This is a genomic window from Mixta tenebrionis, assembly GCF_006517625.1.
GTDB classification, from domain to species: Bacteria; Pseudomonadota; Gammaproteobacteria; order Enterobacterales; family Enterobacteriaceae; genus Mixta; species Mixta tenebrionis.
Genome location: NZ_VHQI01000008.1, coordinates 126,608 through 139,711, shown reverse-complemented (window position 1 = coordinate 139,711; position 13,104 = coordinate 126,608). Strand labels below are relative to the sequence as shown.

At 50.9% G+C, this 13,104-nt stretch carries 10 protein-coding genes and 1 pseudogene; 7 read left to right on the top strand and 4 right to left on the bottom strand.

Annotated features, from left to right (window positions below; all coding sequences use genetic code 11):
- Positions 1 to 3 precede the first annotated feature (3 nt).
- Positions 4 to 720 carry a hypothetical protein gene (locus FKM52_RS14445; RefSeq protein ID WP_141176876.1) on the top strand — a complete coding sequence of 239 codons (717 nt, stop codon included), beginning with the start codon at positions 4 to 6 and terminating at the stop codon, positions 718 to 720.
- Between the two features lie 905 nt (positions 721 to 1,625).
- On the top strand, positions 1,626 to 2,036 hold the full coding sequence (locus FKM52_RS14440) for a helix-turn-helix transcriptional regulator (protein WP_342777792.1): 411 nt from the start codon (positions 1,626 to 1,628) through the stop codon (positions 2,034 to 2,036).
- A 304-nt stretch (positions 2,037 to 2,340) separates the two neighbouring features.
- Here the strand turns inward: FKM52_RS14440 and FKM52_RS14435 are convergent, their stop codons facing one another.
- A complete protein-coding gene (locus FKM52_RS14435) occupies positions 2,341 to 4,053 on the bottom strand; it encodes a pectate lyase (protein WP_377090058.1) in 1,713 nt (570 codons plus the stop codon).
- A gap of 65 nt (positions 4,054 to 4,118) precedes the next feature.
- Positions 4,119 to 4,820, bottom strand: coding sequence for an oligogalacturonate-specific porin KdgM family protein (locus FKM52_RS14430; RefSeq protein ID WP_141176874.1), 702 nt, complete (start codon positions 4,818 to 4,820; stop codon positions 4,119 to 4,121).
- Positions 4,821 to 6,118: 1,298 nt separating this feature from the next.
- On the opposite strand from FKM52_RS14430, the gene FKM52_RS14425 reads away from it, so the two are divergent.
- The 5 genes from FKM52_RS14425 (at position 6,119) to FKM52_RS14405 (ending at position 11,545) form a co-directional block, all read left to right on the top strand.
- The gene (locus tag FKM52_RS14425; protein WP_141176873.1) at positions 6,119 to 7,009 is read left to right on the top strand and encodes a carbohydrate ABC transporter permease; all 891 of its coding nucleotides are present in this window, start codon (positions 6,119 to 6,121) and stop codon (positions 7,007 to 7,009) included.
- On the top strand, positions 7,002 to 7,910 hold the full coding sequence (locus tag FKM52_RS14420) for a carbohydrate ABC transporter permease (RefSeq protein WP_141176872.1): 909 nt from the start codon (positions 7,002 to 7,004) through the stop codon (positions 7,908 to 7,910). The genes FKM52_RS14425 and FKM52_RS14420 overlap by 8 nt, the downstream gene beginning before the upstream one ends.
- Positions 7,911 to 7,922: 12 nt before the next feature.
- Entirely contained in the window at positions 7,923 to 9,050 is a 1,128-nt protein-coding gene (locus FKM52_RS14415) for an ABC transporter ATP-binding protein (protein WP_141176871.1), read from the top strand.
- 17 nt (positions 9,051 to 9,067) lie between these two features.
- Positions 9,068 to 10,354 (top strand): ABC transporter substrate-binding protein, encoded by a 1,287-nt coding sequence (locus FKM52_RS14410; protein ID WP_141176870.1) that lies wholly within the window; start codon positions 9,068 to 9,070, stop codon positions 10,352 to 10,354.
- A 63-nt stretch (positions 10,355 to 10,417) separates the two neighbouring features.
- Positions 10,418 to 11,545, top strand: a complete 1,128-nt coding sequence (locus FKM52_RS14405; protein ID WP_141176869.1) for an oligogalacturonate lyase family protein — start codon at positions 10,418 to 10,420, stop codon at positions 11,543 to 11,545.
- A 65-nt stretch (positions 11,546 to 11,610) separates the two neighbouring features.
- Here the strand turns inward: FKM52_RS14405 and kduD are convergent, their stop codons facing one another.
- Positions 11,611 to 12,372 (bottom strand): 2-dehydro-3-deoxy-D-gluconate 5-dehydrogenase KduD, encoded by a 762-nt coding sequence (kduD, locus tag FKM52_RS14400; RefSeq protein ID WP_141176868.1) that lies wholly within the window; start codon positions 12,370 to 12,372, stop codon positions 11,611 to 11,613.
- An 18-nt stretch (positions 12,373 to 12,390) separates the two neighbouring features.
- Positions 12,391 to 12,715 (bottom strand): annotated as a pseudogene (locus FKM52_RS22245) (hypothetical protein); the annotation flags it as partial.
- Positions 12,716 to 13,104 lie beyond the last annotated feature (389 nt).

Below are 13,104 nucleotides of genomic sequence, written 5' to 3'. Positions count from 1 at the left end.
ATTATGGAACAAACAACGGATACTATATTCAAAGAAGACTATATTCCCTATATCGTAAACCGCGGAAAGTGGTGTACGCGTTTAGTTCTGCTGGTTGCTTATTTACCCGTGCTGGTTCTGCTGTTCTATTTCGATGCCCAGCCAACAACTAACAGTATCTTTACGGGAATGGTTTCAATGCTTTCCATACTATTACCCTGGTATGTTGTTGACCCTATATCCCTGCAATCTATTTTTGGTACGCCGGGTATGTATCTGTCGTATATGGCGGGTAATACAAAAGAGGTGCGTGTTCCGGCTTCCACCCAGGCGCTTAACGCCTCCGGTTATCAGCTGGGCACGCAGGAAGGTACGGTTATTTCCGCGATCGGTATTGCCGTTTCGACTTTTATCAGCTTAAGCTTGATGACGTTGCTGGCGGTTGCCGGGCAGGTGATTATGGAGTTTTTACCGCAAGTGGTACTGGATGCGCTGCGTTTCCTGCTGCCGTCACTGTTTGGCGCGTTGTTTATGGAACGGCTTCTCAGCAGTCCGATGAAATTATCGCTTAGCTCGCTGCCGGTAATTTTTATTGTCAAAGCGTTGGCGGTAATGGGCGTCTTTACTGTCTTACCCTTTGGCGGAGGATATGCCTCAATTATCATTTGCGTTATCAGCTGTATGCTGCTGGCGAAATTTACCAGTAGCCCTGCACAACAACCAGCAGGCACAGCGGTATAATTTACAGGCTTATACGCCCTGAGATGTTGCGCAGGGCGTATTTGCTCAGTCGCTAAAAGATATGGCGCAGCAATCAATGTTAATGATATAGCCCGGTATTGTTGTTTCCTGCCGTCTGCCGTCTGCCGTCTGCCGTCTGCCGTCTGCCGCCTGCTGTTTCCCACCATACAGCAGTCGACGCTATGTAACGCCGGGGAAATATTCGCCTTTGATCCCGATGAGCATAAGCTGGCTAACGCCAGCAGGATCGGGGCGGATTATGTTTTTGCCATTCAGAATGTCATAACTTTCGCGGCTTACTGCGTTAACGGCAGATTTCGGCGTTGATATTGTTTGCGTCTCCGGACAATGCCGGCGCGCCGATAGCATCTTATAGATCAAATTATCCGCCCGGATAGCGCAATCTAAGATGGAATTGAAAATAGTGGTTACAGATGAATCTGTTTTTGGTTTCGTATAAAGATTTATTCAATTAATAGCATGGCTCCAGTTAGCATGATTACTTGTCTGTTTTTTTGTAAATAAGCAGAAGCCGTAAATACAATCAGGATGTTATTTTAATTTTTTAAGAAAAATCACAGCTGAAATTCAATCGACGTACCTTTCGTTTGCCAACGAGCCGGTCTTACCTGTCACAAAATGTGTCAATCATCACACATTATGAAACGATGTTTTGATAAATTAATGAAATTATTTTAAAAAGGAGCGGTGCGTATCTTTGCTTCTGAAAACTAAAAAGAAAAAAGCCTTTATCTCTGGGAGAATGTATGAATGTCTTTGGGAAGGACTCTTTTTACATTTGTGGAGTGAAAGCGATAATGCGCGAGATAGCGAAGCGTCACCGTAGCTATTCTCCGCCGTTAAATCTGTGTATTTACGTGACCGCCGGAATGGACCTTGCGGAGATGTTTTCATACCTGACGCAGCATCCTCCTCATAACTACGCCATTTTTATCTCTCCGGATCGTTACTTCTCTATCCTGAAGCGCCTGTATCCCGATCTGACCATACTGTGCCTCTCCGAACGGTTAGCGGTTAGCGAGCTGCGCCAGGCGCTGACGGTAATGGAGACGCTGCAGGCGCAAAACGCAGCGGTAAGCGATACGCAGAATCTGTTTAAGTTTACTCGCGCAGAACAGCAGATAATGCGCTTAACGCTACGCGGCTATTCCATTGATGAGATTGCCAGCATGCGTAGCGTCAGTCCCAGCACCGTAAGCGTGCAGCGCAGCGGATTAATGAAGCGAACCGGGACAAAAAGCATTCAGGAGCTGTGCGTGCTGTACAGTAGCGGCGCGCTGAATAGCGCTACCTGAGCGAAGAAGCGCTCTCTCGCCGGCAGCGGATAACGCGTGGAAATAAGCGAAGAAGCGCGCCCCGCCGGCAGCGGATAATGCGTGGAAATAAGCGAAGAAGCGCGCCCCGCCGGCAGCGGATAATGCGTGGAAATAAGCGAAGAAGCGCGCCCCGCCGGCAGCGGATAATGCGTGGAAATAAGCGAAGAAGCGCATTTTCGCCGGCAGCGGGTAACGTGTGGAAATCATCCAGGGCAGGCGCTTCTGTTAACCGCGCATATAAAAAAGGCAGGATGCGATCATCCTGCCTTTTTGCTGCGAAAAATTAACGTTTACCGTTAGGCTTAAGCATTTCGCCAGGCTTTAATTTGAACAGCTCATCATCGCGGGTGGAATAGCGAATGCTGCCATCCTGCAGACGATAGGCGCCTTCCGTAAAGCCGGCGCCGTTAAGGAAGGGCGCCACGGCATCGGGCTTGTTCTGCCAGGCGGCTTCAAGCGCCAGCAGCGCATATGGCGCAATATGATCGATATTGGCATAGATATATTGCGGATCGTCGATAAAGAAACCGTTAATGCGCTGGGTTGAGATGATGTTCTGAGCGATTTTATCCGCCAGTTCCAGATAGCCTTTCTGACCGCTTGATTGCCAGAGGTCAATCAGCGCAAAAATCGCATAGGGCTCTTTATTACTGGTCGCCATGTTCAGCTTGCTGTTGGCGCCGCCGGGTTCGCCGATATCACCAAGATCCTGTCCTTTGGCGATACCGCGCGCCACCTTCCACAGCTGCGGGTTAGCATCAAGCGTCCAGGCCCTGGCGTAGGAGAGCAGAAACTCATTGCCGGCGGGGTAGGGCGTCAGCACTTTCCCTTTTTTGCCATAGTAGCCGTCGCGTTTCAGGACATAGCCGGAAAGATCGCTGCCGTTGGCCAGCATAGGACGGAACGTATTGCTGTCTTCATCGTATGCCCAGTTGGCAAAGGCGATCAAACCATCAAGCGTCCATTTTTTAATGTCTTCCCCATCTTTACCCAGCGATTTAGCCAGCGCCAGCTGCATCAGGGCATTTTCCGAGTACAGCGTACTCGTTCTGCCTTTCAGCATCATATTGCCTTCCAGCGCGTCAGGGCCGAATTCAGGGCCGAACTGTCGCTGGGCGCGATCGCCATATTTTGAATGGGTATCGCCGTCGTCGGTGGTTTCAGCCCGTTTCAGCGCCTGGGTAAACTGGTAAACGCCGAGGCCGGTTTTCTTATCTCTTGGCAGAACATACTGTTCCGCAAGGCGTTTAGCCCAAACCAGCGCCCCGTCTTCATGGTTGTACTTATATAACATCGAGGCGGAATAGATCAGGTCATTGCCGGCGTTAAGGAAGCTCAGCCCTTTCGTCGCGAAAAACGGCGGCTGTTGCTCAAATGCGTTGTCCCACAGCTTCCCTTGCGCTTTGCCATATTCGCCGTGGCGGCTGGTTTCAAGAATTTTCCAGTCGTAAACGTGCGCATTCCAGAACGCGCGGATAAATTTCACCGTGGCCTGCTTATCCACTGAGAACATCAGATCGTACCAGGGATAAGCGTTTTTTAGCTCATGAACCTGCTCTTTTTCGCTGGGGCCTTCCGGCTGCAGCGTATTCAGATCGACGAACCGGTGGCCGCCCCATAACAACAGGCCGCTTTCATCCTGGTAGTGATTGAAATAGTAGCGAACGTTATCTTCGGCCAGCTGTTTATATTTTTCATCGCCGGTCAGGTTGCTTAAACCTACCAGCACGCGCATAAAGTTTTGCTGCGCAGAGAAATTTGACAGTACCGCGACTTTGCCGTCAGGAAAAATCCACTCCATCTGCTTGCCGGTTCGTGGATCGATGCCATCGGCAAGCAGCGGAGCCTGCGGATGGACGTTACTTTTTCCTTTACTGATTACCGCGTCTGCGAATTCCTTAACGCTGTTAAGGCGCAAACTCTCCTGTGCCTGTGAATAGTGCGGGAAGATGCTAAATAAACTCACTATCACCGCTAAACCAGATAGTTTCATCATTTACCTCATACGTAACAGGAAAAGCCGAGCCGTTTTTTACGCTCAGCTTTTTGACAGGTGGTTGATTAGAAAGAGTATTTCACGCCGACGCGGTAGCGGGTCTGCCTTTCATCGGTCAGCTTGTTACCTGAAACGTTACCGATGGCCGCATAAGGCGCCCAGTTTTTATCGAGCTTATAGGTTAATTTGAAATCGTGGGTCCAGTCTTCGTTCTTATTGTTGGCAATGATCACGCCGTCAGAGGTTGCTTTTTTATAATCAATTTCATAATCAAGCTGATAGTTTTGCAGGAATTTATAGGATAAAACCATGGTCAGGTTATAACCTTTCTCGGTAGTATCCTTTTTAGTGCCGATGTTAGCGGTGTTGCGCTTATAGTAAGGGCGGTAGCGCAGCGAGGTGCTGAAATCGCTGGTAATATTCGCTTTACCACGCAGATAAGGGCGATAGTTATTGGATGAAGAGCCGCTGCCCAGCGAGAAGCCCGGCTCGATCTGGAAAGTGGGATCGATCTTATGAACGTAGCTGGCAACCACTTCGGTGCCGTTACTGGCGGTTTCATGATAGGCTTTATCTTTGTTCTGCGTGCCTTTCCATTTCCCTTCCAGTGAAAGTCCGAATCCATTGGCGAAACGGTGAGACAACAACAGTCTGTCTTTATGATTATTACCTCCGCTGTCATTCATTTCATGACGGTAATCAATCGTAACCGCCTGCGCGGCAAAACTCATTACAGGGATAGTAATCAATAACAGTGAGCGCAACATATAAACCTCTTATTATAGAGTTCAAGTGTAAAATGTTTTCCCGGCTTTGCTGCAGAGAATGTTTATTTGTTTATAAAAATAAGAACTGATTTTTAATTTCTTTTAAGGAACCGAATAACGCCGGGCAGGCTGCCGCCGTTTGCTTATCAGGCAGACAGTAATAACTTTTCTGGTTACGGCTGGCGGCGCGCTGCGCAGCAGCAGTAAGGCTGGTTATCTGAACCCTGTAGCGTTATTATGCTGGAACCTTCCCATTAGGTATTGTCACCCTGGTTTATGGTAAAGTTTTCGCTCTGTAAATCTTGGAAAGGAATTTTACACAAAATGAAATGCTGTTTTGAGTTGCAGATCTCAAATTTTTATTTCGCCGTTTAAATAAGTTATGTGCCCGCCATAAAGATAGTCTTATCCAAATATTTTCTTTTAAATCATAAGGTTAACTGGATTTCTTTATTCTGTTTGCTGATTAAGTCGAAAGCTTTTTTAGTTTGATGTAAGGATTGTCCTGGTTAGTGATCCATGCCATAGCTATCGGGGGATAAATAAACTACCGTTAAACTTGCTGGCAGGTTCAACCGCCTGTTGTTATAAGCCCGGCTTTACTGTTTGTCGGGCAGCAGGTCATAGATTCATTATGGTAAACTATTAATCTTCAGTCGCCCCGCCTGGCGATGAGCAATTTTACTGAAGCGGATTCCCGGCAGGGTTTTATCTATCAGGGAAAACGATGCCATTAACGCTATTATTTCCGGCGATAAATTTACCGCTGCGGTCTACATCAGCAAACACTGCCAGCCGGTACGGCTAAATAACCGGCGTCGATGCGCATTTACCGGCATAAGTTTTGTCCGATGGGGCATTTTTTTTATCTTTCTGTTAATAGAAGCGACGTTCGGCAGCAATAAATCCGGCGCTCTCAGCGCGGGGAAACACTTTTTTATTGCCTCGCTTTTTGCGCCGGACTCAATAGTCCGGTAGCAAAAATGCCGCCCCCCTCATATTTTTGAAACAGCGTTTCGACGTGGATCACACTTCTGTCATGATTTGAATGACGTGGAAACAAATAGCAATAAAATAAAATTAAAACGACGTTTTATAAATTAATGCCAAAGCGACAAAAAATATGAAACGGAATCTGAGTTAGATGGGATCCGCATCATTTCGCTTTTTGTTTCAACACGTTATGGGGAATCGCCGCATGGCAAGCCGCCACCAGATACCGTAGCTCTCCGCTGTGACCGTACGGAGCTGCTTCATTACCGAATCCATTAACAAACTTGTTTGCCAGGTAGGTATGTATGAATGAAAACAAACTCCTGGGGCTAGCCTGGATATCACCCTATATTATTGGGTTGATTCTCTTTACGGCTTTCCCTTTCGTTTCATCGTTCTTCCTCAGTTTTACTGATTACGATCTGATGAGTCCGCCGCAATTTAACGGCATTGAAAACTATCGCTACATGCTGGCCGAAGATGCGCTCTTCTGGAAATCGATGGGCGTAACCTTTGCCTATGTATTCCTGACGATTCCGCTGAAGCTGGCCTTCGCGCTGGGTATTGCTTTCGTCCTGAACTTTAAACTGCGCGGCATCGGCTTTTTCCGTACCGCTTACTACATTCCTTCCATCCTCGGCAGCTCTGTAGCTATCGCCGTGCTGTGGCGTGCGCTGTTTGCTATCGATGGTTTGCTGAACAACTTTATCGGCGTGCTGGGTTTTGATCCGGTCAACTGGCTGGGCGAGCCGTCGCTGGCGCTGATGTCCGTTACCCTGCTGCGCGTATGGCAGTTTGGCTCTGCGATGGTGATCTTCCTCGCCGCGCTGCAAAACGTGCCGCAGTCTCAGTATGAAGCGGCAATGATTGACGGCGCCTCTAAGTGGCAGATGTTCCTGAAAGTGACCGTACCGCTGATTACGCCGGTGATCTTCTTCAACTTTATTATGCAGACCACCCAGGCGTTCCAGGAGTTTACCGGTCCGTACGTCATTACCGGCGGCGGCCCGACTTACTCAACTTACCTGTTCTCGCTCTACATCTACGATACCGCGTTCAAGTACTTCGACATGGGCTACGGCGCTGCGCTGGCCTGGGTGTTGTTCCTGGTTGTCGCCGTGTTTGCCGCTATTTCCTTTAAATCATCGAAATACTGGGTGTTCTACTCCGCAGATAAGGGAGGCAAAAATGGCTGATATCCAGCAAAGTCAACTGTCGACAGCAATGGAAGTAGCGGAACGTGAAGTTGCCCGTACCATGCGTCGTGAAAAAATTAGCCGGACCATTCGTTACATCGTGCTGTTGATCGTCGGTCTGCTGATGCTTTACCCGCTGGCATGGATGTTCTCGGCATCGTTCAAGCCGAACCATGAGATCTTCTCCACCATGAGCCTGTGGCCGGCCCACGCTACCTGGGAAGGGTTTATTAACGGCTGGAAAACCGGCACCGAATACAACTTCGGGCATTACATGCTGAATACCTTCAAGTATGTGATTCCCAAAGTGATCCTGACCATTATCTCCTCCACCATCGTGGCGTACGGCTTCGCCCGCTTCGAGATTCCGTGGAAGAAATTCTGGTTCGCGACGCTGATCACCACCATGCTGCTGCCGAGCACCGTACTGCTGATTCCTCAGTACCTGATGTTCCGTGAAATGGGCATGCTGGACAGCTATCTGCCGCTCTATCTGCCGCTGGCCTTCGCCACGCAAGGGTTCTTCGTCTTCATGCTGATCCAGTTCCTGCGCGGCGTACCGCGTGATATGGAAGAGGCGGCGCAGATTGACGGCTGTAACTCTTTTCAGGTGCTCTGGTACGTGGTGGTGCCGATTCTGAAACCAGCCATCATCTCTGTCGCGCTGTTCCAGTTCATGTGGTCAATGAACGACTTTATCGGCCCGCTGATCTATGTCTACAGCGTGGATAAGTACCCGATTGCACTGGCTCTTAAAATGTCCATCGACGTCACCGAAGGTGCGCCGTGGAACGAAATTCTGGCAATGGCGAGCATCTCCATTCTGCCATCCATCATCGTGTTCTTCCTGGCGCAGCGTCACTTCGTACAGGGCGTTACCAGCAGCGGAATTAAAGGTTAAGAGGGAAATATCATGGCTGAAGTTATTTTCAACAAACTGGAAAAAGTTTACTCCAACGGCTTCAAAGCGGTACATGGTATCGACCTGAAAATCGCAGAAGGTGAGTTTATGGTCATCGTCGGCCCGTCCGGCTGCGCCAAATCCACCACTCTGCGTATGCTGGCCGGTCTGGAAACCATCAGCGGCGGTGAAGTACGCATCGGCGATAAGATCGTTAACAACCTGGCGCCGAAAGAGCGCGGCATTGCGATGGTGTTCCAGAACTATGCGCTCTACCCGCATATGACCGTACGGGAAAACCTGGCCTTCGGCCTCAAGCTGAGCAAGCTGCCGAAAGATCAGATTGAACAGCAGGTTAACGAAGCGGCCAAAATCCTTGAGCTGGAAGAGCTGATGGATCGTCTGCCGCGCCAGCTCTCCGGCGGTCAGGCGCAGCGCGTCGCGGTAGGCCGCGCCATCGTGAAGAAACCGGACGTGTTCCTGTTCGACGAACCGCTCTCTAACCTTGACGCCAAACTGCGCGCCTCGATGCGTATCCGCATCTCCGATCTGCATAAGCAGCTGAAGAAATCCGGTAAGCCTGCGACCACCGTTTATGTTACCCACGATCAGACCGAAGCGATGACCATGGGCGACAGAATCTGCGTAATGAAGCTGGGCCACATCATGCAGGTGGATACCCCGGACAATCTGTATCACAAGCCGAAAAATATGTTCGTGGCGGGCTTTATCGGCGCGCCGGAAATGAACATCCGCACCTCAAAACTGGTGGAGCATGACGGGCGTCTGCATCTGACTATCGGCAACGAAACGATGCCGCTGTCAGCCAGCAAGCAGGAGAAAGTGCTCGATCATAAAGGACAGGACGTATTTTACGGCGTGCGCCCGGAATTCGTTTCGGTAGCGGATGAGCCTTTTGCTGAAGGCGGCTGCAGCGGCGAGATGGTCCGCGTGGAAAACATGGGCCATGAGTTCTTTATCTACCTGAAAGTGGCGGACTATGAACTGACGGCGCGAATTCCGTCAGATGAAGCTAAGCCTATGATTGCTAAAGGGCTTAATCGTCGGGTCTATTTCAGATTTGATATGAATAAATGTCATATCTTTGACGCGAAAACCGAGCAGAACATCTCTCTGTAACCTACTGGAGTATTATTATGAAAAAAGTGCTTTTAAGCGCCGCAATCTCCGCCACTTTGGGACTTACCGCGCTGCCGTCTATGGCAAAGAATGTTGATTTACGCATGTCATGGTGGGGCGGCAACAGCCGCCATCAGGTCACGCTGAAAGCGATTGAAGAGTTCCACAAACAGAACCCGGATATCAACGTGAAGGCCGAATATACCGGCTGGGATGGTCACCTTTCCCGTCTGACTACTCAGATCGCCGGCGGGACTGAGCCGGACGTAATGCAAACCAACTGGAACTGGCTGCCGATCTTCTCTAAAAACGGCGACGGCTTTTACGATCTGAACAAAATGAAAGACGTGATCGATTTAAGCCAGTTCGATGCGACCGAGCTGCAGACCACCACGGTTAACGGCAAACTGAACGGTATCCCCGTTTCCGTCACCGCGCGCGTGTTCTACTTCAACGATGAAGTCTGGAAAAAGGCTGGCGTTGAATATCCGCAAACCTGGGAAGCGCTGATGGAGGCCGGCAAAACGTTTGAAAGCAAGCTCGGCAAGCAGTATTACCCGGTAGTGCTGGAGCACCAGGATACTCTGGCGCTGCTGAACTCCTATATGGTGCAGAAATATAATATTCCGGCCATTGACGAACAGGCGAAGAAATTCAGCTACAGCAAAGAGCAGTGGGTTGAATTCTTCCAGATGTATAAAAAGCTGATCGACAGCCACGTGATGCCGGACACCAAATATTATGCCTCATTTGGCAAGAGCAACATGTATGAGATGAAGCCGTGGATTCAGGGCGAGTGGGGCGGCACCTATATGTGGAACTCCACCATCAAGAAATATTCCGATAACCTGAAGCCGCCGGCCAAACTGGAGCTGGGTAGCTATCCGATGCTGGATGGCGCGACGGATGCCGGGCTGTTCTTCAAGCCTGCGCTGATGCTCTCTATCGGTAAATCCACTAAGCAGCCGGAAGCGGCCGCGAAACTGCTCAACTTCCTGCTTAACAACAAAGATGGCGTGGAAGCGCTGGGTCTGGAGCGCGGCGTACCGCTGAGCAAGGCGGCCAGGGGCTACCTGACCGAAACGGGCGCCGTCAGCGAGAGCGATCCGGCGGTAGCGGGCCTGCGTTTAGCCCAGTCCCTGCCGACCAAACTCGCCGTATCGCCTTACTTTGACGATCCGCAGATTGTCGCCCAGTTTGGTACCGCGCTGCAGTACATCGACTACGGGCAGAAAACGGTAGAAGAAGCCGCTGCTGACTTCCAGCGTCAGGCCGAGCGCATACTGCGTCGCGCCATGCGCTAATCCCTCTGTCAGAACCTACCCCGCCAGCTGTGGCGGGGTATTTTTTTATATGGAGTATGCGATATGAAAGGCAAAATCATCCCGCTGGATTTCGATCGTCAGACGGACAGCGAGACCGGTCACGAGGTGATCCGGATGACGCCTCCCCACATTATTTGTCACCGTAACTACTTTTATCAGAAGTGCTTTACCCGCGACGGGCAAAAGCTGATTTTTGGCGGCGCGTTCGAGGGGCACTGGAACTATTATCTGTTGGATCTCAATAGCCGGCAGGCCACGCAGCTTACCGAAGGCGCGGGCGATAATACCTTCGGCGGCTTTCTGTCGGCGGACGATCGGAGCCTGTGGTATGTGAAGAACCAGCGCCAGCTCCGTCAGGTTTGCCTGCACAGCTTTGAAGAACGCGTGGTGTATGAAGTGGATGCTGAGTGGGTAGCGTACGGTACCTGGGTGGCCAACAGCGACTGCACCAGGCTGGTGGGCATAGAGATTAAGGCCAGCGACTGGCAGCCGCTGACCGACTGGCGTAAATTCCGCGATTTCTACTTCACCAACCCGGAATGCCGGTTAATCAGCATCGATTTGGTCACCGGCGAGCAGCGTACCCTGTTGCAGGAAAAGCGCTGGCTGGGCCACCCGATCTATCGTCCGTTTGATGACAGCACCGTCGCCTTCTGTCATGAAGGCCCGCGTGACGCTATCGACGCGCGCATGTGGCTGATTAACGACGACGGCACGCAGATGCGTAAAGTGCGCCAGCATCAGCCGGGGGAGAGTTTTACCCACGAATTCTGGGTGCCGGACGGCTCTGCGCTTTACTATGTGGCGCATCAGGAAAACGACCCGCACCGTTATCTGTTTAGCGCCGATCCGCAAACGCTGGCTAACCGGCAGCTGATGGCGATTCCGCCCTGTTCGCATCTGATGAGCAACCATGACGGCACGCTGATCGTTGGCGATGGCGCGCCGCATAACACCGGCGATATCAGCCTCAACGATCCCTTTATCTGGGTCTTCAATATTCGGGAAGGCAGCCAGACCGCCATCTGTCGGCACGATACCAGCTGGAAAGTGCTGGACGGCGATCGTCAGGTCACCCATCCGCATCCGTCATTCTCCCCGGACAACCAGTGGGTGCTGTTCACCTCCGACAAAGAAGGGATGCCCGCGCTCTATCTGGCGCGCGTGTAATACGGCCATAAAAAAGCCCCCGCTGGCCAGCGGGGGCGATTCAAATCAGAAGAGCAGGGCAGGTATTAGCGCGCCAGCCAGCCGCCGTCAACGGCAATGGTGTAGCCGTTGATGTAGTCAGATGCGCTGGAGGCCAGGAACACGATCGGGCCCATCAGATCGCTCGGCAGACCCCAACGTCCCGCCGGGATACGATCGAGGATTTCTGCGCTGCGCTGTTCATCGGCACGCAGCTGCTGGGTGTTGTTGGTAGCCATATAGCCCGGCGCGATGGCGTTAACGTTGATGCCGTGTTTCGCCCATTCGTTCGCCAGCAGACGGGTAACGCCCATTACGCCGCTTTTGGAAGCGGTGTAAGAAGGCACGCGGATACCGCCCTGGAAGGAAAGCATAGAGGCGATATTGATGATTTTGCCGCCGTTGCCCTGTTTGATAAAGTGTTTCGCTGCCGCCTGAGACATGAAGAACACCGCTTTGATGTTCAGGTTCATCACGTCGTCCCAGTCTTTTTCGCTGAATTCGATCGCATCCTGACGACGGATCAGACCCGCATTGTTAACCAGAATATCGATATGGCCGAATTCAGCCACCGCCTGATCCAGCAGCGCCGGGATACAATCAATCTGACGCAGGTCAGCGGTCAGGTTGAGAAAGCGGCGACCCAGCGCGGTAACGCGCTCGATGGTTTCAGTCGGCTCAACGATATTGATGCCTACGATATCACAGCCCGCTTCCGCCAGGCCCAGCGCCATGCCCTGGCCTAAACCGGTATCACAACCTGATACCACCGCAACTTTACCTGCAAGAGAAAATGTATCGAGAATCATAATCTTTTCCTTTATCTTTCAGCGCCTGTTTTGGACAGGCAGGGGTCTGTTTATGCTCGCCCGCGACTCACGCAGATCCTCAATGGCGCGGGAGTACCCGGCATTAAAGACCTGATTTCACCCTCCCGCCTGTAAATAAAGGCGGGGCGTAGGTGCTAACGCTCAAGTGAATAGTTCAACCTGGCGACATCACGGCCTGCTCGTTATGCATCACAGTGTGATGCGTTTCCTGCGGTTTCCCCAGCATGTGAAACGCACAGGCGTCTTCATCCATATTGAAGCAGAAGGAGACTTCCGTCCGGCGTTCATGGGGATGGCAGGTTTCGTGAACATCCGGGACGAACTCGTTGTCGCAACGGCCAAGCCGTCGTGCTTTTCCTGATGCGTTAATCTTATCCTTACCGAAACAGCTTTTCAATTATATTTAAAACAGCGTTTCATTTTTCCTGCGTGATTATATCAAAATTGCAAATCAGATCACGGTTAATCAGAAAATAATAACCAGGCTTCGCAAATAACCCACTGATAAATAGGTTATTTAAAAAAGCTTACTCTTGTTAAGGTCAACGATTAAAGAAAGCACGCGCCAACCAAAGCTGCTCAGGTAGCCGCAGCTTAACGCACTAAATCCACGGCCTGTCACAAAGTGCGTTAGTCATCACAAACAATGAAACGTTGTTTTGATAAAATCGCACTATATTTTTAAAACCATCGAAAACGGAGCGGTTCGCC